The following is a 20,419-nucleotide window of genomic DNA, read 5'->3' on the forward strand; positions in this document are numbered from 1 at the left end:
AAGCACTTAATTAATTTGAGATTCGTTATGTGAACATCAAATTCCTTGAAATATTGATAGATAAAGTGAATATATAAGATGGACACACTAGATAAACACAAAAAAAGAACATAATGGCTAAATTTATCTCCAATTCCTGAAGTACCTGCGCTCAAATACCCGACACAAATTGATAATAGGAACAAAATTAATAGAAAAGCAGATTTTCGTTGTGGTTCCTTATTGATTTTAATAATAAAAAAGATACAGAATAAGCATATTGAATAGAGAAGAAGAGGAATTAAATAGACAAACAAACTTTCTCTGCCAATCAACGTCTTATTTTTAAGCGAAATGATTTGGTTGCCTCTTTGAATATCAATCCTTTGTACATTTCTAAGCTTACCATTGATCATATGGTCTTGAATTAAATTAGACTGTCCGTTTATCTTTAATATTATATCTCCCTCTTTTAAGCCTGAAGAATAAGCTAAAGAAAGATATTCAACATTAACTACTTCCGTTTGACCGTGTCCATTCTTTTCTACGCGTGCTCCATTAAAAATATCAAAAACATATATATAAGAAATATAGATCACAAATAAAAAAGACAAAAACACAAAAATTGTGGACCATTTTGTATAGGTAAGCTTCATTTTTAAAACATCCTTAAGAAAAGATCGTAAAATGATAATGCAATATTGAACTTAAAATTAATATTCCCAGATGTATCTCGTACTCATGTATCCCTTTTTCACACTTTTTATAATAACTGCAGTGGTTTGGGCATCAGCATGAATTAAGCTTGCATTTCCAGATTTCAACTCATCAATCACACCTGGATTTTTCATTAAATATGCAATGATATTTTGAATGTTCAATCATTGCCCTCCTTCGTCATAAATACATATAGTTGTTCCTTCTTTGTTGTAGGTAAGTCAAGTTGTTCCATTCCCTGCCTCATTTTTAACAGCATAATCTCTCTCATAGATACCATGTACTGAGTCAAACCAGCTTCAAGTAATTTCTGCTTCAGCTGAAATGACTTTAGCTCCGACTCATCTAGACGGCCAGAAAAGAACGCAAGCAGCTCTTGACTGGCATCATTAAACTCTCTATGCAAATAACTAAACGCCAGTGTTTGTTTTTTTTGCAAATCTCCGTTTGTTTTTGAAAATAACGCAAAAAAATCGTTACTGATCTGTTCAGCAACACCATAATATATTGAATAAGATTCGACGATTTCGTTGATTTCCCTTGTCGCTAAATAAACCCCCAGCACACTAGAAAGAGCTGTTAATGATCCTGATTTCTTTCTTAAAACCTCTAAACACTCATCTTCTGTTCCATGCATATGACGTAAATCTTCATGCTGTCCTTCCATTGACATCTTGATAAGATGGAATAATTTCTCTATCAGTTGAGAATTATTTTCATATAAAGATGTAATGAACTGAATGCTTGATGTGTACAAATACGTAGAAGCATTCACGGCCACCCCTTGGTTGACGTTCATCCAAGGATACGAATCATTGTCCTGATCTTCAATATCATCTAATATATCGGCAGATAAGATGAGAAGTTCAATCCCTGCTGCCAGTTTTGTAATCGCTTGCTCGTCTTGTCCGCCAAATGCCTCATAATGTTGGTAAGCCAATTGTCCAAAAGGAAATTCATTCTTTATATCTGTAAATTCGAGAAGCAGCTTTTGTAAATCATTTTGCCTGACTGCATGTTGAATAAAATCAGACATTTTCTGCTTGATTTTTGTATTCTCTAGATAGTTTAGCATACTCGATCTTGATCCTCACCCTCTCGCCTCTTATTTTACTAAAAAGAAATAAGCAAATGTCCACTGACATCACTATTTAACAATTATATAATAATATATCCTTTTTTTGTATGTATTTGGATAAAAAAAAGACTTGATGGTTATCAAGTCTTTAAGAAATTTTCACATATTCATATTTGTCGTATTGATCAATGCTTTTGTTAATGTTATGAAGAGAAGCCGTTGTTTCTCTAATTTCGTTTTCAAGTTTCCATAATAGTTGTTTAAGTTCTTCGATTTCATACTTTTCCATCGATTCCACTCTCCTTTTTTGGAAGATCAATGTATTTGTGTATGTTGATTGGGTCATAAGTATTTGATCTGTTACTAACAGTGTAAATGCTATTGAGTATTTTTTCACCGAAAAGTATGCACAAAATGTGTGCGTGATACCGCAAAATTCAATAGGTCTTTTTTCATCATTTTCAGACTTTTCAAATGATACTTTTATCTCAATTTCAAAGGAAATACGTCATTTTTGCGACATGAACAGGCATCATTCGTCACAATTCTTGTGTAACAGAACGTATGATCCCTTCTGTTTCCTCGGTTTTTCATGTTATAGGTCAGACGACAGGCTCTACTGTAGACACCGCAATTTTTTGGCGACATTCACCGAAATTGACCGCAAAAGTACCTATTTTTATGATGAATATGCAAAGATAGAAAGATCATTTTGATTCTTTATTCGGATTTTCTTCATACATTTAGAACAGATATCCGTCCAAATTCACTTCAATGAGAGAAGAGGTGACCATGTGTTTTACTATGTTCCTTATCCGCCTTTGCAGGTTCCCGCAATGGGGAACGCATACCTGCGAACACCTATGACTTTTCCTCCAGTAGATGCTCATGCGTTTCAAAAGGCTGCAAAGGAATCAACCCGTCTCGTGGCTGATGCATCCCTCATTACACAGCAGATTTCCGGTTCGCTTTCGTTTGGACAGCGAATCATGGAAGCTGCTGAACGTGCTGACACCGCAAGTGTGATTCGAATGCTGAAGCAGATTGGGGTGAAAAGCAATATCGATATCCGCTTTAGTCCAGAAGGCATCCGTATCTACTTATCCCTCTCTTCCAGTAGGCTTTTTCTACTTTTACAGTGGGGATAACAAAGAAAAAGGCCGCTCTAGTGGGAGCGGCTTTTCTTAAGATTCAAACATTTTATGACACCATTCAATGGCTTCTATATAACAGCCGTAGGCTTCCTGCTTAGGGAGACTTCCACCTAACATTTCATCATCCCATTCATTTCGTTCAATACGTTTGGCAATCTCTAACACAAGGAAATAGTCATTTTCATAGCCAAGCAGTGCCTCACCTACTTCATCCGAAAGAGGCAGTTCTTTCACAAGTTCAGTAATGTCCGCCCTGACAAGCGTATCAATAAGTGAAAACATACCTGTTAGCATATAAGAAGCGGGATGCTCTCGTTCAGTCCGACTAGCAATGAGTTCACACGTTTTGGCACGAATGAACGACATTTTGATGATTTCCTTTTGGCTTGAGTTGGCTTGGACATTCAGTTCTTTAAATGAAAGGATAAAGATCCATCGCCGTATTTCATTAAACCCAAGCAGGATAATCGCCTGACGAATGCTCTTGATTTGATAAAGACGTCTCATGCCGCCAGAATTCAGCATTTTTAATAATTGATATGAAAGGGAAAGATCACTTTCTATAAAGTGCGTCACGGTCTGAATATTCGGCTGCTCCTTGCTCAGCTCATTCAATAGCTGATGGTATGCGTGGAAGCTAGTCGATAAGGCTCGTCCCGAAATGACGTGCGGCTCACTAAAGAAATATCCTTGAAACAAATGGAAGCCAGCTTCTAACGCTTCTTCATATTCTTTTCGCGTTTCTACCTTTTCAGCAAGGAATCGAAGTCGATACTTTTTATATGTATGTAAAATGTCTCTTCGTTCTTCACATGTTGTTTTCAGAAAATCAATTTTTAAAATATCAATGCAATAGAGGAGTTCATCGAGTAACTTGTCATGAAAATGTGTTCCGCTCAGAAAGAAATCATCGAGCGCAATCGTGTATCCCCACTTTTTTAATTGCTTACATCTCATAATAAGTGCCGGGGTAATCGGTACATTTTCTAATATTTCGATCACAAGCTGATGTGGATCAAAATAAGTGAGCAGATCAGACGAAAGCAAGCTTTCGGTGAAATTGATGTAGCATCGTTTTCCTTCTGTCAGTGTTTCGATGCCAATGTTTAAAAAACTATTGATAATGAGGTCCGTTGTCGCTTGATCACCATCTTCAGCGCTATATGTATTGGTTTCACTATCTCTATAAAGCAGCTCGTATGATACGACTTGTTCTTTTCTGTTAAAAATAGGCTGCCTTGCAACAAACACCCTCAACTGCTCCATTCCTCCTTTATGCAATGACAAACAAGATGTGCTTTCAGTATACCAAATGATTGCTCATAAGGTTCATTTTGAATCGTCCAACATGAAAAAAAAGAGACCATCTGGCTTGATGATCTCCTTTCCCGGGGTAATCAGCTTTCATAAAGCTCTTTTTTGATTTTATTTTTCACATCATGGATAAACTGCATCTTATTATCCCAGCATTTTTGACTCAAATCGACTGGGTATTCTTCTGGTTTGCTGATTCGTTTGTATTCCTCCCAGAAGAGTCCGAGACTGTCCTGCACATATGCTTGAATCGTTTGGATATCTGGATTATCATACACCAGCTTCCCTTGTTCAAAAATTGGGACATGAAGGTCCTTTGCCACAAAATTTGTCACAAATTTGCTGATAAATGTATGAACTGGATGGAACATTTTCAGCTTATCTTCACTTTGAACATCTTCTTCTTCAAGGGCAATGTAGTCTCCCTCAGAGTGATGATTCAATTGATTGATAATGCGATACACTCGTTTACGGCCTGGTGTTGTCACTTTCTCTGGGTTAGAAGAAATTTTGATCGTGTCATTCATCTGACCGTTTTCTTCAATCGATACAAGCTTATATACAGCACCAAGAGCTGGCTGATCGAATGCGGTAATCAGTTTCGTTCCAACACCCCATACATCAATTTTTGCACCTTGTGCTTTTAAGTTCATAATGGTGTGTTCATCAAGATCGCTTGATGCAATGACCTTGGCGTCATGGAATCCAGCTTCATCCAGCATCGTTCTCGCCTTTTTAGACAAGTAGGCAAGGTCTCCGCTATCAAGTCTGACCCCAATAAAGTTGATCTTGTCTCCGAATTCTTTCGCTACCTTAATCGCATTTGGAATGCCTGATCTGACCGTATCATATGTATCCACTAAAAAGACACAGTCTGTATGTGTTTCGGCATATTTTCTAAATGCAGTATATTCGTCGCGATATGCTTGTACAAGGGCATGGGCATGTGTGCCTGATACGGGAATATTGAAGCGTTTCCCTGCACGGACATTACTTGTTGCCTGAAATCCGCCGATCAGTGCTGCTCTTGCTCCCCACATGGCTGCATCCATTTCATGCGCACGTCTTGTTCCGAATTCTAATGCTGTCTCATCTTCAATGATTCCTTTAATACGAGCCGCCTTTGTTGCAATTAGCGTCTGGAAGTTCACGATGTTGAGCAGTGCCGTTTCAATTAGCTGCGCTTCAACAAGTGTTGCCTCGATGCGCATAATAGGTTCATTCGCAAAGACAATTTCTCCTTCTCTCATTGAATGAAGTGTCCCTGTAAATGACAATCCGCTTAAGTATTCAATGAAATCGCTTTTATAACCGAGTTCATCTTTTAAATATGCAAGGTCGCTCTCGGTGAAAGAGAAGTCCGATAAATATTCAATCGCTTTCTCTAAACCAGCAAATACAGCGAAGCCGTTGTCAAATGGAAGCTTTCTAAAGAAGAGTTCGAAGACTGCCTTCTTCTCATGAATGCCGTCTCTCCAATACGTTTCTGCCATGTTAATTTGATAAAGATCTGTATGTAGTGATAAACTGTCGTCAATAAACCGATGCTCCAACTTCCATTCTCCTTCCCTTACTTAACCACTTTCGCACCAAGCGTATGCTCAAAGTGAGAAAGTGCCCACTCGTGCCCCGCTTCATTAAAACTCGCTACGGCATTCTCATGAATCACAAGTTCAAAGCCTTTATTGTACGCATCAACAGCTGTATGAAGTACACAAATATCGGTACACACTCCGGCTAGGTGAAGTTCAGTGATGCCACGCTCGCGCAGTTTCATTTCTAATTGAGTGCCTGCAAAAGCAGAGTATCTTGTTTTTTCCATATAATAGACATGATTTAAATGTGTTGACGTGTGAAATAGTGAACTTAGTTTTCCGTAAAGTTCAATTCCTTCTGTCCCGCGAATATTATGGGGCGGAAATAACTTTGTCTCTGGATGATATGGATCTTGCTCTTCATGATGATCGACGGCAAAAACAACAAAGTGTCCTTCATCAATAAATGAGGAAGTGATCTCTGTGATCTTCGACTCAATCGCCTGTCCAGGCTTTCCGCACGTCAGTTTTCCATCGTCTGCAACAAAATCAACTGTATAATCAATACAAATCAATGCTTTGCCCATCCGCATCTCTCCCATATGCTCTTTTGAATCATTATAGCTTATTCATTTCACTAGGGAAACCTATTCAACAGATTCACGAGAAAAAGCTTTTTGAAAAAGCTCATCTTCTACATAGATGTGCTCTTGATTGATCGCATGCGGCACCTCTATCACAAGCCCAAAAGGTGAATGTGACTCGTGATGGTTGACCACTTTAAAAGAACAACCAGCGGCATTTGCCATTTTGACATATGGAGAATAAGAAGCATATGACAATTCACCATTTAAAAGAACAGTGGCCTCTCGGTTTGCCTTCAATACTTGCTCTACCTCTTGATACGATTTATGTCTCGATACTTGTCCTTTTGTCAGAGCGAGAAGAGCACGTTCTCTTAATGAGCCGAGAAACATTCTTCGTTCATCTGGTTTTGTTTCAGCATGTCCAAATATCCCTTGCTGCAAATAAAAGTCTACGGATTCTTCTTTCATTGCTGTGTTCACTCCTGGTTTCTGAATTTACATTTCTGTGACCCAGTGCACAATTTTTTGTGCAAGTTCACGGGCTTCGTCTATTTCTACTCTTTTGTTTAAAGATTGTTCTAGTGCTTGCTCAAGCTGCGTTTTTTCGTCTTCATACGCGATAGAAATACTCCATTCCATATCAGGTACAGCGACAAGCGTTTTATATTCTTTTTTATTTTCATGTAAATATACATTGTAGGTTGTTGGTTGCTCGCTTGTCAGATGCGCTTTTCTTATTTTCATTTGATGTGTTTTCCCCCCTTTTTCTTCTTCCTTCTTCTATCCATTGTACCATAAAAAAAGACAGCTTCTGAAAAGGAGACCCTTTCAAAGCTGGCTATGCGTTAAAGCTCTTTTGCTGGCTGATGAGGTTTGAATCCCAAACAAATGTGACGTTCGGATTGTTGAAAAATTGAACAAAGTCTCCTGCATTATAGGTGCCTGAACCACCAGCGGAATGATCCACACTTTTTGGCGAAATGGCAAACACATCGCCGAAATGTGCAGAACCGTTTCCTATGACACGGTCAATATGAATGGGTCCAACAATTGCTGGCATCTTTCCACCACCTTTACTACCCTCATCATATGCCTAGCGGAACAATACGTGTCTATACAACATAAAAAAGACAGCTGATATGTCATATGATCAGCTGTCTTTTATGCATTAAATGATTGAGGCTGGCCAAACAGTGTAAAGTCCCAAAGCATGGTGGCATTCGGATCGCTTGTCAGGGACATATAATCACCTGAATTAAAAGCGCCCGCTCCACCGGTCGAGTGATCTACAGCCAAAGGGGCAATGGCGAGAACGTCACCAAAAGTAGCCGAGCCGTTTCCGCCTAAAGACTCAATATGGATGGGTCCAACAATCGCAGGCATCTTCCTTCTCCTCCCTATTCGCTTATGTGAGTTATGTTATGCAAAAAGGGAAAAGTTGTGCATCTGTCCTAAACGTTTAGATGTTGTTCTTTTCGAGAGCGCTGACGCAGCTGAACCAATCTGACAATATTGAGTGTGATGGCTTTCAGCAGCGCATAGACAGGAACGGCAAAAATCATGCCAAGGATTCCGCCAAAACTTCCTGCCCCAATTAATAGCAAGATAATTGTTAACGGATGTGTGTTGAGACGTTTTCCAATGATCAATGGAGAAATGACGTTTCCATCGATCTGCTGAACAACAAGAATGACAATAACAGTCACAACCGCTTTTCCAGGCGAATCAAGAAAAGCAATGAGCACAGCTGGTGCCGCACCAAGATACGGCCCAAGATATGGAATGACGTTTGTCACCGCAATAATGATGCCGAGAATGAGCGCATATTTCACACCAATTAATAAGTATCCGATAAAACAAGCAACTCCGACAAATAAACAAACAACGATTTGCCCTTGTATGTAAGCAGCAAGCGTATCGTTTAATTCTTTAAAAATCTTCAATCCTTCCTTACGGTAAGGCATTGGCAAAAATTGAACGAGCTTGTCCGGAAACTTATGCCCGTCTTTTAGCATGTAAAATAAAATGAATGGAACGGTAATGACAGCGAGGGCAATATTCGCAATCACGCCAAACACCGCCGACATACTGGAAGCAATATTTTCCGGTAAATCTTTTAATGTCGAAACGATCGACTGTTCAAACTTCGAAACAGACACATAATCTTGGTTCATCATCCACGTAAATGTTTTAGAATGCGAGAAGTCGTTGATAAATTTCTGCATGTCCGTGACATACCCCGGGAAGCTTTTGACAAGTCCACCCACCTGCGTGACAATGACAGGTCCAGCAGCATTGACAACAAACGTGATAAGCCCGATGAATAGGAGATAAATAATCAGAATGGCGAGCGTCCTAGGTATCTTCTTCGACAAAAATCGAACAATCGGATTAAAGATGAAAAAGAGAATACCTGCCAGTAAAATAGGAACAAACAACGTTGAAGCAAATAAAATGATCGGCTGAAATAAAAATGAAACTTTTGTTGATACATACACAATCAGTAAAACCAGTAATATTTGGAATGTCCAAAAATGAACTTTAGATTTTAACAAAGATGCTCCTCCTGTTACGTATTGACCTTATTAAAAAACTACTATTCAACCCACCTTCTGTCAACTGCTTCTTGTTTTAGAACCATATTTTTTGAAAAAAAAAGAACAATTGGTATATCATGCACTTTTTCCAGATATACATTCTGTAAGCATTGAAAAAAGCAGACACCTGTGCGTCTGCTTGCTACACTCTTTCACTGTGATCAGGCATCACCGACACGATTTGCTGGATCCGCACATAAAACACTGATTTTGCCCCCGCCTCAATCACAATATGATCCGGCATCACTTCCTTCAACTTTCCACGTACTGTATCTTTCACTGTTTGAACAATCAATCTCATACCGACTACTTTCTGCAATGTTTGATAAACATATGGATCAACTAATGAAACAAGCTGTGGACTTCCTTGTTGTGCCATGCTACCTGCCCCTTTACTTGTGTATTTACCCACAGCGTATGCAATGACCCATGTGAGTGTCACTCAGCAAACCCACAACATTATTACCGTATTTTTACATTTCGTATTTTTTTACAATTTTTAGAAGTATAATAGATTGGTGCTGCCAACATCTTAAATTATTTGAAGAGGTGAATGATCTTGAAAAAATTAATCTGTATCGTTGCTGTCATGCTCTTACTATCCTCTGCAAGTTATGCGCACGCAGGCACAATTGGAGATGCACCTGGTACACCAGGGAAGTGGTTTAAAGGAGAAGAACCGGTACAAAAAGACCTGTCAAAACCCCCACTTGTTTTTGTTCATGGCATAAACAGTTCTTCCTCCACATGGTCTGATCGAAACGATATGGCAAAACAAGCTGTTCTGAACGGATACGAAAGCGCGTTCATAGATTTGTATCCAGATCAGGACATGAAAAAGAATGGGAAACTATTAGCAGAAAAGTTAAAAGAAATCTATGAATTTTTCGGCAGAAAACTGATCATAATCGGTCATAGTAAAGGCGGAGTGGATACGCAGGCTGCCCTCGTGTATTACAACGCTCATCCATATGTAGAGAAAGTCATCACACTTGGCTCTCCACACTATGGGACGCCGCTTGCGGATTTAGCCTATAGCAAAGGCGGAAGCTGGCTTGCGCAAATCCTTGGACAAAAGAGCGACGCGCTCTATTCTCTGCAAACCGGGATGATGGCAGCTTTTCGAAGTGAAACCGACCAGCTGGAGACGTTCCCTCATAAGTATGTAACCTATTCTGGTTCAGATTGGGGAACCTTTGGCGGAGTGCTTTATTTAGGCGGCATGTATTTAAAAAGCTTTGGTGCAAACGATGGCGCTGTGACGGTCAGCAGCACAAAGCTAGCATATGCAAACAATATTTTAACAGGAAAATGGGATCACTTTTCGATCAAAAACGGCACAAGCATGTTCCCCGTATTTCAGGCACAGCTGCGTGCAAGTACCGCAAGCGCTGAAAGTGAAGACGAACAAGAGCAAGAACCAGTCTCTTCGGAGCTAAATACAAACGTTTATGTGAAAGGTGGAGAAAGTGAAAAGGATAAAACAGAAGCGTTCTATGTAGAGGAAGGAACGAATGGCCTATCGATTCAGTGGTTAAATGAAAGACAGGAAGCCAATCCGGAAATCGTTGCGCCAAATGGAGATGTCTTAACCAATTTGACGACATCCGAAGCATCATTCCCATATGAAGGCGCCTATTCACACCATGTGCAAATCAATAAACCCGTTCCAGGAAAATGGACGATTCGATCAAATTCAGGAAAAAAGGATCCTTATTTGCTACTTGTATCCTTTGATTCACCATTGAATGAAGAAATCAAAATCGCTGCAGCGAAATCAGGAGATGCATCGACACATTCGAGCAAGCTGATTAAACGATTAAGCAAAACTGTAGAGACCACTTATTTTAAAGATGCCGAGTTGGATCATCCACTGAAAACGAGCTCTTCATCTGCCGTTCAATTGAAAAAAGAAGGTGCTTATTCCGTCACGGTTCATTACACAGGTCTCACTGCGTCAGGGACGTCGGCATTTAACCGTACTGTGATCCGCACATTGTATGTGGATCAGCACGGAACGATTCATGGAGATATTCCATATTAAACAGAGCGTTTCATGGGCTGAAGCGCCTGCTGCACCTTCTCATCCAAATCAGCAATTTTTTTGAGCGCAAGTGATTCATCTATTTGTCTGTAATGATGGTGTCCACCAGGCTCTTCGTCCATTTCATCTGCTTTCTTCACAATTTGCTGGAGTGTGTCCTTATGCAGGTCGCCCTCTGGCAAATATGAATCTGTGTGAAGCAAAATCGCAAGGGCAATCTCTTTGGCTGCTTTTGGTTCCTCGCCGAGCCGTATGAGCAGTTTATGTGCCCGCTCTGCCCCTTTAATGGCATGAATATCATTTCGTCTATATGTCTCGTAATCCCATTCTCCGCCTGCTGTATACCATTCATAGTGGCCGATGTCATGCAAGAGTGCTGCTTTCACAGCAAGATCCGGGTTAATCCCCGCCTGCATCGCCAGTTTGAATGCGTGATAAGCACAAGCAATGGCGTGGGCTTTTCCTGAACGATTTAAATATTTTTGAGCGACTGGATGGGTGTAAACATCCATTAATGTAACCTTTCTCATGGAAACCCCTCCTTATCTATATTTTTAGCATCCTAACATATTCTGAAAAGAAACTCAAATGTTCTGTCATATTTCCGATGAGTCTCAAAATTAGCTTATGCTCGATAAGCTGTCTTTGCTTGTACAATACGAAAAAAGCAGCCGTTATGACTGCTTTTTTTCATACTCACGGGCATCGTATACACAACCGCTAGCTGGGTCATCTGCTAGTAGGTCTAGTAAAATACCGGCCACTTCATCTGGGCTCTTTAGCGTACCTGTTTCATGTAATTGCTGAAACCGCTCAATTTGTTCAAAGTCCTGTTTGGAAGATTTCCGAATCTCTCCCTGCATATCCGTATCAATCGTACCGGGTGAAAAGGAAAACGTGGTGACAGGATATGCTTCGTCCTGCTGTTCCTCATGTAAAGTCCTCATAAACATATCAAGCCCTGCTTTTGAACTGCAATAGGCACTCCATCCTTTGTACGGGTTTTTAGCTGCCCCAGAAGAAAGATGCACGATGGTTTTCTTCCCATCAAGAGATTGTGTCTCCCTCACAAACACATGGCTGAGCAAAACAGGGATGACAAGGTTCAGCGTATAATGCTGATGAAGCGTATCCTCTCCGCCTTGCCCTGCACGTTTGATAGGAGTCACCATTCCTGCATTATTGACAAGCAAGACGTCATCAGCGTCTGCGAGAGTTTGCGAGGACAAGATGCCCTGAAGCCACTTTGCAGCCGATTCCTCATCAGTGAGATCAACCTGTGAATGCGTGAGGTGTGGGTGGGATAGTGGCGACTCACTTCTTGCAGCGGTATACACGTTATCCCCACGTGAAAGTAGCTGTTTGACAAGTGCTAAACCAAATCCTTTTGATCCGCCTGTAACGATTGAAATTCGAATGACAATCTCCTCCCTTGATAACACTATTTTAAATAGTGAATCGGTATCACATCAAGCAATCTGCATAAAGAAAAGCCTGCCCTTTTCAAAAGGCAGGCTATTTCTTTTCCGTCTTCACATTCACTTTTGGAATCAGAATGATCATGACAATGATGCCACAGGCGATCAAGATGCCAAAAATGATTGGCAGAAGCGCCGATCTCTGCTTTTCATGATCATCGCCAGAAGGCGTTGATACAGCCGAATCGCTGAAAGAGATATTCATCTCTTTCATCATACGAGCTGGCGTTTTAGGCGGATTTTCTTTCAGATCACTAAAAATTTGTGGCGAAAGTTGACCACCAGAGGTCTTAGGCGGGTCAGCAAAGTGAATGTCCGTTTTGACTTTAGATGTTGTTTTGCTTTGTTCGTATTTCGTTTGATCCCTCAATATACTCGAATTAATATTGAGGTTCTTTTCTTGATATTCATTCGGCTTGACATTCGTATCCGTATCTTCACCTGTAGCAGCAAAAGCAGCAGGACTGAGGAGAAAAAGGGATATGACACCAAGTGCCATCCCTTTGACGAATAGATTAAGCCTCATGAGTGACATCACGTTCCTCTGTTTTGTCTTTCCATAGCTTCTTCACTAGTGGAATGACCATGAACAATATCGTTAAAATCAGTAGCCCTGTGATGCCCATACCGAAGTTGTCTCCATTTCCATATTGGATAGACAGATACACGTCTGTCACTGGATTTGTAAAATGGAAGTTTGGCATGACCAAATCAATTAACGGTGCAACAAAGAAGAATATAAGCGCCGTTGCTGCCATCCATCCGGCAATTGAACCGAAAAGGAAAGCTGTGCGAATAAAGGCAGAGCATGCCACTAGCAGCAAAATCGTAAAGATGGACCATTGAATGGCTTGGTCATCAGCTAGTTTGTAAATGTTGAGTCCAAACAGGCTGATCATGAGCCCGACTAACAGATTTAAAATACCAAACAGTGCACCTTTGACCAGCATTGGCGCTGACGCATAGTACGAGCTAAAAAAGCCAATCAACAAACTGCTGATCATGACAATAACCAAAATGACTACTGGCGGTACAGTCTGCGTTTTTTCTTCTGGCACATCGCCGCTAATTTTCAGCGGATTGGCTAAATGGTTATACACATAGTTGCTGTTGCCTTGATCGTCTAAAGTGTTGCCTAAAATACCCTTCAAATCTTGTTGAACAAGCTTCGTAGAATTGACATTCTTACTCCAGTTTTCGTTCAACGTATCTGCTTTTTCTTGAACGGTTGTGACACTTTCTTCAATATTATTCGTATAATCCGCCACCCCTTTTTGGCGGTCGGTTAACGAACTCATATTTTCAGAAAGACGAAGCACTTCCTGACCAATTGAATCCTGTGCACTCACAACAATCGAACTGCCCGCAAGGTCTGCCGTATACACCGCATCTCCTTGATCAGCCATTTGTTCAGCTACTGTGTCCGCACTTTCAGAAATGGCATTTAACTCCTGTTCCATGCTTGCCTGCTGAGTCGAAATGTATTCTGCGTAGCCATCTGAGAATTTTTGCATCTCATCAATAAAGGTAGACACATCATCATTTGACGTCAGCATCTGATTTTTGAGTGTATCCCAGTTTTCCGTTTCTTCTTTTTTGATGGAAAGGATGGACTGGATTTCATCTCCTTTTGTGTCTAGTAGAGATGAATTGTTTGTTGGTTGATATAGATTCCCAAGCATCATCTCTAGCTGAGACAGTTGATTGGAGTATTCCATTAACTTTTTGGTGCTTGTTGAATTTGTTTTAAACTCTTGATCAAATATTTTCGTATTCACAGTGTTGCCAATCGGCGAGTTTACTCGTTTCAGCTCTTGCACTTTGTTTAAAATAGAGGATTCCTGATTTTTGATTTCATTCGGAATGACGTTATATCGATCTTGTAACCTTAGAATCATCTTTTCAAGCTTCTCTACTTTTTTCGTGAGGCTTTCAAGCTCCTTACTCATTTGACTTACTTTGTCTTTCAATTGGTCGTTATGAGCGGCCGCTTTTTCTTGAATCTTCTTTTTCACTTCTTCTAAACGATTAGACAGTGCTTTCAGGTCGTCTTTTGATTGATTCGTGCCGCTGTTATCTGGCTGAACAGCATCCTGGCCATTTTCACTCTCTTTATCATCTTCATTAGTAGGAGGTGCAGTCTGATCTTCTAATTGATCAGCTAGATCGTTCATTTCCGATGAAATTTGCGAGAGTTCATTTGTTTCATCATCTAAGTTAATGCCAATCTCTTCTGGGTTCTCGTTATCTTGATCTGATTGCCCGTCATCATCAGGATCAGCTGGCTGCTCGGGCGCGTTCATTAACTCTTGCCTTTTTGTCTCTAGCTTATTCTGCAAGGCGATGATCTTACTTTTATAGGCCTCTAAGTATTGACCTTCATAATTCTTCAATAGTTCTTCTTGAGACGCCTTCACAAGGTCCGTTAATCCCGACGATTGCTTAGGAATTACGTCTTCTCTTGCCCTTTGAACAGATTGAATTGCGCTGTCCGTTGTTTTAAGCTGACTTTGGACCCCATTGATATCGGTTTTGAGTCCGCCCATTTGATCGCTAAAGCTGCGGGCGTTTTGGTTTTGAATCTCCGCAAGCTGTTTGAGTCCTTGCTGGATTTGTTTTTTGCTTGTCGATTGCGCTTTGATCAAGAGATCCTTTTGTTTGTCTTGATACTGCTGATATTGATCGACTACTTTTACGAAATCCTTCAGCTGGCCTTTCGCTTCTTCTGTTGTACTTAAACCGTCTTTATACTGTTTTTGTGAATCGGCCATCGCATTTTTTAGTTCTTCTATTTGTTTCTTCTGCTGCTGGACGGCATCAGATAGTTTGTTTGAATTTGGCTTATAGAAGTTGTACATCGTGTTTTGGAATTCGACCTCTTTACCAACAATATGCTCAAACTCTTCTCTGACATTGCCGATTTCCTGTGATACAAAACTCCAATATAAAGTCGACATTTGTTCATTCATTTTCTTTTGAGCATTTTCTAGCTCTCTTTGTACTTTTTCTTTATTCACTGCATTGAGCTGATCTTGGATTGAGAATTGGATAGATGCCTTCTCAGGATGATCCTTATCATAGCTCAGCACATTTTTAGAGAAGTCAGATGGAATATAAAGAACTGCATCGTACTTTCTATTTTTCAGGCCATTTTCTGCCGCACTTCGATTGACGACTGTCCATGTGTAATCTGGACGCTCTGATAATGCCGCCACCACATCCTGTCCGAAACGAGCGGTATTTTCACTTTCGCTCGCCCCCATATCCTCATTGACCACGGCTATGTTACGTGTGGCATTCTTTTTCTGTTTTGCCGGATCATCCCCAATGAGATGGAAAAATAGAACCGGCAAGACGAGAATCAGTATCATGGTCGACACGATTTTGATGGAGCTTTTTTGCTGTTCTGTCATTGAACACTCTTCCTTTCTACCGCACATAAAGGAACCTGGATTTTCTTCTCTTTCCCGTTTTCAACCAAATATCCGAATCCTGGCTGAATCTCTGGTTCTTGTCTTGCATACGGAAGCGGTATGATGTTTTGCTCTGATTTTTTCATCAGTAACATGGCATGACGAACTTGTTTGATTTCGTTTGTGAGTGCATCATAGCCTTTACTGAATTCGGTATGATTTCCTGATGCGATCAAGCTGAAGCCTAAGTGTGCATATGATTTCATGAAATCAGCCAATTGATCTTGAAGGCGTGGGTCGATTGTCTGCTGAAAACGCGTAATGCCATCAATCACAAGCACAATTTGAGAGAACGACAACTGATCAGTCTCTCCTCGGCGCACAGCTTCGACGTACATCTCTTCACGCACCTTGAATAAACGATCTATTTCCTCTGCCCATTCTGTGATATCATCCTTTGTTTCAAGGTAATCAATGTTTTCTTCTTTTGCATAATGAGAGAGCCCCCGATCAATCGAATCAAAGACGGCCAGCTTCTCAGGTTTTGCTACTAATAGCTGATCAAGCATTAGTTTGGTCACATTTGTTTTCCCTCGCTGCGTTTGACCGATGATGAGGCAGTGTTTATTCTTCTTCAAGTCAAAGTAAACAGGTGCAACAGATTCCTCATCTAGTCCGACTGGAATGTGATACGGCTGTTTTTGTTCTTCTAAGCGACTCTCTAGCTCCCAAATGGTCAGCTTATCAGGAAGCATCGGCACAGGTTTTGGTTTTTCAGCTGATTCAAAGCGAGCATCTAGAAGCTGGATCTCTTGTTTTAAATGCTCAAACAATTCGAGATCGTTCTCTCCTTCAACTGGCAGGAACATTTGGGCAAAGTAAAGCTCTTCTTTGTTGATAATGACTCGTCCTGGAATCGGCTCTAAGCTGAATTTCGGTCTGCCAATAATGGAGTATGCCTCTCCTTGATCCATTAAGTAATGGACAATCTTTGTTTTCAAGTTGTTCATAAGAGATTGACGGACTGCGTTGACACGAGTCGCTGTGATTAAGAAATAAATGCCTAACGATTGGCCATCACGGCTTAACTGAATAAATTCAGATTCGAGTTCATGCATTTCGTCTTTCACAATGTCAAAGTTGTCAATCACGATAAATATGAATGGAAGCTTTTTCTCATTCAGCGCATTGTACATTTTGATATGACTCATTTCCTGCTGTCTAAATAAACGCTTGCGATATTCAACCTCTTCACGAAGACGCTTCATCGACTTTTGAATCTTTCTCATTTGATCCATTAAGAAATAATCAGCCGTATGCGGAAGTTTGGCAAGCGGTAGCAAGGTGCCGTTACCGAAGTCATAAATATACGCATGCCATTCTTCAGGTGAATATCTTTCTGCGAAGCTCATAAGCAGTGTGGTTGCAGCAAGTGATTTGCCGTAGCCGGATGAACCGAAGATGCCAATATTGCCATCCTCCATCATTTGATAAGAAAGTGGATGCTGGCTTTGCTGATCTGGCTCATCGACAAGAGCGAAATGGAAGACGTGCTCTTCACTTGATGCATAACGTGTTTTTGGAATCCGCTCTTCAAGCGGTGGAAGCCATGGACTCGGAAGCTTTTCAATTCCAAGCTCCTGCTGCATACGTTCAATTTCATCCACAACAGCGGAAATTTCCGTCACTGTCTCTTTTTTCACTGCTGGCTCTGTACTTACCCCTGATAATGGGATCAGTCCAGTGTCCGTTACAATGGCAATGTCATCTTCTGATCCGTAGCCATCTTCCATATACGGTGCACCACTCCAAGCCGACTGGAATAATTCATAGATTTCATTGTTCCCCACTTGTAAATATCCACGACCTGTCACAGTAATTGACGCTGCATCACTATTTTTCAAAATTTCCTTACTGTCTGATGCATCTTGTACCTTTAATGCGACCTTAAAGCGGGAGTTACTCCAAATTTGATCATCAATGACCCCGCCGGGCTTTTGTGTCGCTAAAATGAGATGGACACCGAGACTTCGTCCAATCCGCGCGGCACTGACAAGCTCTCTAATAAAATCTGGCTCTTCACTTTTTAATTCAGCAAACTCATCAGAGATTAAGAACAAATGAGGCATCGCCTGTTCCGCCTTTTTCTCTTTATAGAGTTTCGTATAGTCATTGATATGATTCACATGATACTGATCAAACAAGCGCTGTCTTTTCTTCAGTTCACTTTTAATAGAGGCAAGCGCTCTTTCACTAAAGTTTTTGCTACCTTCAATGTTTGTGATCGTACCAAGTAAGTGCGGAATATTTCGGAACGGCTGCGCCATTCCGCCTCCTTTGTAATCAATAAGCAGGAACGCCACTTCATGCGGGTGAAAGTGAACAGCCAAGGATAAAATATACGTCTGTAAAAACTCACTTTTTCCGGATCCCGTTGTTCCTGCTAACAGACCATGCGGTCCATGTGCTTTTTCATGCAGATTCAGATCGACAATATCGTTTTTTCCTTTATAACCGATAGGCACAGATAATGACTTTGCTGTTTCAGATGTCAGCCATTTTTCACGAATGCCAATGTCATCTACCTGTTTGGCATGAAACAGGTCAAGGAAGGAGACCGTTTCTGGAATCGAGTTGGTCATCCCGACTTGATGATCTAATGTTCTTAAGGTTCTGGCAAACAGCTCATTGTCCGCTCGCTCATGTGCATCCAGCTGAAATGGAATTCGTACGGCCTTCTTATGCTGAATGAGAATATCTCCTTCTTCTTCGTTAATGTAACGAACAAGCGTTGAAATATTTTCAGCCAAGCTTTCCTTTGTTTCTGCCGCAAAGATAATTGAGATGCCTAAATCCGTCCGGCTGCCTTCTAGGTATTCTAAAATCACATGTTCCGCAATGAGTTCATGGTTTGTCACGATAAACACAAAGTGAGGCGTAAAGATTTTTTTCTCTTTTTCCTCTTCCAGATCACGCTCTCGTAAAATTTCATAAATAGAAGACAAGAGCTGATCACGTGTTTGTTCGTTGTAAATAAACCCTTTTCCGTATGTATGAGGAAGTTGGAAGTGCGGCAGCCATTTCATCCATTCCCAGTTCTCATACTCCTGTTCATTAAAGATAAAAACAAATCTCAAATCATGATAGCTGTGCGAGAAAGCAAGCTGGCCGACAAGCTGGTGAAGCTCATTTTTGACAATTGCTGGTTTTCCTATTAATCCGGTTGGACCGTCCGCAAGACCGAACGTAATCGGTACATCTTTTACCTCGCGATAGACGTTTTGCATATGCTGGGTTTGTTCCATTAAATCATCGATGTCACGATTGGCCATATCGCCGCCGCTCGTCGATAATTCATAACTTGAAGGAACTGCACCTGTCCCTAGACGCAGCTGTAAAAAATCATCACTGACAAGTGTCTTTTCCCAAATACGCCCGCTAATTTCTGACGTCAAATATTTCATTTGTTCAAATGATGGATAATGATACGTTAAAATAAATTGTTGACGGTCATACAGCCCTTGCAGCTCTTTCCGCTTATTTTCTAAGTAAAGAGAGTAAACGCGTTGCCGCTTCTCTTCTCGTCTTTTGCGCTGTGATTTCTCTTTAAAATATTGAACGGACGATGTAATTAACGTCATAATAAACATTGCCATCGACACGACAATAAAGATGCCTCGCGGCTGTACAAGGGCCACGATCCCCATGACAATCAGCATGACAAGCGGCGGGAGAACTACAAGCCAAAGTCCTCTGCCGTTATTTTCACTCTCCTGTGAAGGAAAGCTGAAAGACACCCGGTCATCTGGCAGATCGTAAATCAAACGCGGTGTTCGTCTGTATAAAGGATATTTTTGTTTCGTTTCGGTACTCGGCGGCCTTGTTTTTTCTAAACGTGTTTGAAATGGTTCAAATGCTGTTACTTGCAATAAATCATCATCTTTCAATGACAGCGTCAAAAAGTTCCAAAACAGCTCATCTCCAGCAAGAAGCTGCTGTGGACCGTGCAGCTGTTTCCCGTTCACATAGATCGTTTCATCTTGGGGAATCACATACCAAGTGCCTTCTATTTTTTCCAACGTGAAGGATTTGGCATCTTGAAACATTGAATGGGCTTCTTCTTTCCACACATCCGCTTCATCTATTTCTTCACTTGAAATAGTCACTTCGACTCTATTTCCTAGGTAATAAATGGTTTGATCATGATGTGAATCCATCAACATGAGTGTGAGTGAACCAACCTGATATGGTTCATGTGGAAGTAAGTGACCTTTCTTTTTTTCGCCCTGATAAAGAGAAAAGCCGTCATTCGTTTCATCTGGAGATAAACGAATCAATCCTTCATCAAACGAAAGGGAAGGAATCGTTACTGTATGCTCTATTTCAGGTCCAATCACAGCTTCCCGGTTGAACTGCTCATCTAAACGGACGGTTTGATAATCTTCCTCATAAAAAACCCATAGAAGACTCAAACGCTCCACCTCCTCATCGGACAGCACCAACTGTCAGTTGTATCGAAAGAA

The 20,419-nt window shown here is 40.8% G+C and carries 19 protein-coding genes and 1 pseudogene; 2 read left to right on the top strand and 18 right to left on the bottom strand.

The features are described 5' to 3' along the window. From V7L95_RS02640 to degQ, 4 genes and pseudogenes are all read right to left on the bottom strand, one after another. Positions 1-635, bottom strand: a pseudogene (locus V7L95_RS02640) (histidine kinase); the annotation flags it as partial. Between the two features lie 57 nt (positions 636-692). Then, positions 693-860: a competence pheromone ComX gene (gene comX / locus V7L95_RS02645; protein WP_108611760.1), complete on the bottom strand. Its 168-nt coding sequence runs from the start codon at positions 858-860 to the stop codon at positions 693-695. Continuing rightward, positions 857-1,771 (bottom strand): polyprenyl synthetase family protein, encoded by a 915-nt coding sequence (locus V7L95_RS02650; RefSeq protein ID WP_108611759.1) that lies wholly within the window; start codon positions 1,769-1,771, stop codon positions 857-859. Before V7L95_RS02650 ends, comX begins: the two co-directional genes overlap by 4 nt. A 151-nt stretch (positions 1,772-1,922) precedes the next feature. After that, positions 1,923-2,063, bottom strand: coding sequence for a degradation enzyme regulation protein DegQ (gene degQ, locus V7L95_RS02655; RefSeq protein WP_003213123.1), 141 nt, complete (start codon positions 2,061-2,063; stop codon positions 1,923-1,925). A 505-nt stretch (positions 2,064-2,568) separates the two neighbouring features. Between degQ and V7L95_RS02660 the strand changes: the two genes are divergently transcribed. Further along, positions 2,569-2,922, top strand: coding sequence for a hypothetical protein (locus V7L95_RS02660; RefSeq protein WP_017358939.1), 354 nt, complete (start codon positions 2,569-2,571; stop codon positions 2,920-2,922). A gap of 36 nt (positions 2,923-2,958) precedes the next feature. On the opposite strand, the gene V7L95_RS02665 is transcribed toward V7L95_RS02660, so the two are convergent. The 9 genes from V7L95_RS02665 to V7L95_RS02705 form a co-directional block, all read right to left on the bottom strand. Then, the gene (locus V7L95_RS02665; RefSeq protein ID WP_039963853.1) at positions 2,959-4,185 is read right to left on the bottom strand and encodes an HDOD domain-containing protein; all 1,227 of its coding nucleotides are present in this window, start codon (positions 4,183-4,185) and stop codon (positions 2,959-2,961) included. A gap of 140 nt (positions 4,186-4,325) precedes the next feature. Further along, complete coding sequence (locus V7L95_RS02670; RefSeq protein WP_007500472.1) at positions 4,326-5,795, bottom strand: nicotinate phosphoribosyltransferase; 1,470 nt, start codon at positions 5,793-5,795, stop codon at positions 4,326-4,328. A gap of 17 nt (positions 5,796-5,812) precedes the next feature. After that, positions 5,813-6,364 (bottom strand): isochorismatase family cysteine hydrolase, encoded by a 552-nt coding sequence (locus V7L95_RS02675; RefSeq protein WP_008345872.1) that lies wholly within the window; start codon positions 6,362-6,364, stop codon positions 5,813-5,815. A 60-nt stretch (positions 6,365-6,424) separates the two neighbouring features. After that, positions 6,425-6,832, bottom strand: a complete 408-nt coding sequence (locus V7L95_RS02680) for a YueI family protein (RefSeq protein WP_041091828.1) — start codon at positions 6,830-6,832, stop codon at positions 6,425-6,427. A gap of 27 nt (positions 6,833-6,859) precedes the next feature. After that, positions 6,860-7,108 carry a YueH family protein gene (locus tag V7L95_RS02685; RefSeq protein WP_340967941.1) on the bottom strand — a complete coding sequence of 83 codons (249 nt, stop codon included), beginning with the start codon at positions 7,106-7,108 and terminating at the stop codon, positions 6,860-6,862. A 94-nt stretch (positions 7,109-7,202) separates the two neighbouring features. Then, entirely contained in the window at positions 7,203-7,424 is a 222-nt protein-coding gene (locus tag V7L95_RS02690; protein ID WP_008345878.1) for a spore germination protein, read from the bottom strand. 101 nt (positions 7,425-7,525) lie between these two features. Continuing rightward, a complete protein-coding gene (locus tag V7L95_RS02695; RefSeq protein ID WP_008345880.1) occupies positions 7,526-7,747 on the bottom strand; it encodes a spore germination protein in 222 nt (73 codons plus the stop codon). Positions 7,748-7,815: 68 nt separating this feature from the next. Further along, positions 7,816-8,919, bottom strand: a complete 1,104-nt coding sequence (locus V7L95_RS02700) for an AI-2E family transporter (protein WP_008345881.1) — start codon at positions 8,917-8,919, stop codon at positions 7,816-7,818. Positions 8,920-9,103: 184 nt separating this feature from the next. Continuing rightward, positions 9,104-9,340 carry a YuzF family protein gene (locus V7L95_RS02705; RefSeq protein WP_003213721.1) on the bottom strand — a complete coding sequence of 79 codons (237 nt, stop codon included), beginning with the start codon at positions 9,338-9,340 and terminating at the stop codon, positions 9,104-9,106. 180 nt (positions 9,341-9,520) lie between these two features. Between V7L95_RS02705 and V7L95_RS02710 the strand changes: the two genes are divergently transcribed. Then, complete coding sequence (locus tag V7L95_RS02710; RefSeq protein ID WP_017367965.1) at positions 9,521-11,005, top strand: alpha/beta hydrolase; 1,485 nt, start codon at positions 9,521-9,523, stop codon at positions 11,003-11,005. Here the strand turns inward: V7L95_RS02710 and V7L95_RS02715 are convergent. From V7L95_RS02715 to essC, 5 genes are all read right to left on the bottom strand, one after another. Continuing rightward, positions 11,002-11,535: an HD domain-containing protein gene (locus V7L95_RS02715; protein WP_007500462.1), complete on the bottom strand. Its 534-nt coding sequence runs from the start codon at positions 11,533-11,535 to the stop codon at positions 11,002-11,004. The genes V7L95_RS02710 and V7L95_RS02715 overlap by 4 nt on opposite strands. Before the next feature lie 144 nt (positions 11,536-11,679). After that, positions 11,680-12,423, bottom strand: a complete 744-nt coding sequence (locus V7L95_RS02720) for a (S)-benzoin forming benzil reductase (RefSeq protein ID WP_206116243.1) — start codon at positions 12,421-12,423, stop codon at positions 11,680-11,682. Positions 12,424-12,520: 97 nt separating this feature from the next. Next, positions 12,521-13,018 (bottom strand): type VII secretion protein EssA, encoded by a 498-nt coding sequence (gene essA, locus V7L95_RS02725; protein ID WP_017367967.1) that lies wholly within the window; start codon positions 13,016-13,018, stop codon positions 12,521-12,523. Beyond that, positions 12,999-15,896 (bottom strand): type VII secretion protein EsaA, encoded by a 2,898-nt coding sequence (esaA, locus tag V7L95_RS02730; protein ID WP_265786132.1) that lies wholly within the window; start codon positions 15,894-15,896, stop codon positions 12,999-13,001. Before esaA ends, essA begins: the two co-directional genes overlap by 20 nt. Next, entirely contained in the window at positions 15,893-20,368 is a 4,476-nt protein-coding gene (gene essC, locus V7L95_RS02735) for a type VII secretion protein EssC (protein WP_340967943.1), read from the bottom strand. The genes esaA and essC overlap by 4 nt, the downstream gene beginning before the upstream one ends. Between the last annotated feature and the right edge of the window lie 51 nt (positions 20,369-20,419).

Origin of the sequence: Bacillus sp. PPSBB_11, assembly GCF_038023285.1 — a bacterium.
GTDB classification, from domain to species: Bacteria; Bacillota; Bacilli; order Bacillales; family Bacillaceae; genus Bacillus; species Bacillus altitudinis.

Coding starts and splice junctions, on each gene's coding strand:
- V7L95_RS02650 (WP_108611759.1), bottom strand. CDS start 1,771: ATGCTAAACTATCTAGAGAATACAAAAATCAAGCAGAAAATGTCTGAT.
- degQ (WP_003213123.1), bottom strand. CDS start 2,063: ATGGAAAAGTATGAAATCGAAGAACTTAAACAACTATTATGGAAACTT.
- V7L95_RS02675 (WP_008345872.1), bottom strand. CDS start 6,364: ATGGGCAAAGCATTGATTTGTATTGATTATACAGTTGATTTTGTTGCA.
- V7L95_RS02680 (WP_041091828.1), bottom strand. CDS start 6,832: ATGAAAGAAGAATCCGTAGACTTTTATTTGCAGCAAGGGATATTTGGA.
- V7L95_RS02685 (WP_340967941.1), bottom strand. CDS start 7,108: ATGAAAATAAGAAAAGCGCATCTGACAAGCGAGCAACCAACAACCTAC.
- V7L95_RS02690 (WP_008345878.1), bottom strand. CDS start 7,424: ATGCCAGCAATTGTTGGACCCATTCATATTGACCGTGTCATAGGAAAC.
- V7L95_RS02695 (WP_008345880.1), bottom strand. CDS start 7,747: ATGCCTGCGATTGTTGGACCCATCCATATTGAGTCTTTAGGCGGAAAC.
- V7L95_RS02705 (WP_003213721.1), bottom strand. CDS start 9,340: ATGGCACAACAAGGAAGTCCACAGCTTGTTTCATTAGTTGATCCATAT.
- V7L95_RS02715 (WP_007500462.1), bottom strand. CDS start 11,535: ATGAGAAAGGTTACATTAATGGATGTTTACACCCATCCAGTCGCTCAA.
- essA (WP_017367967.1), bottom strand. CDS start 13,018: ATGTCACTCATGAGGCTTAATCTATTCGTCAAAGGGATGGCACTTGGT.
- esaA (WP_265786132.1), bottom strand. CDS start 15,896: ATGACAGAACAGCAAAAAAGCTCCATCAAAATCGTGTCGACCATGATA.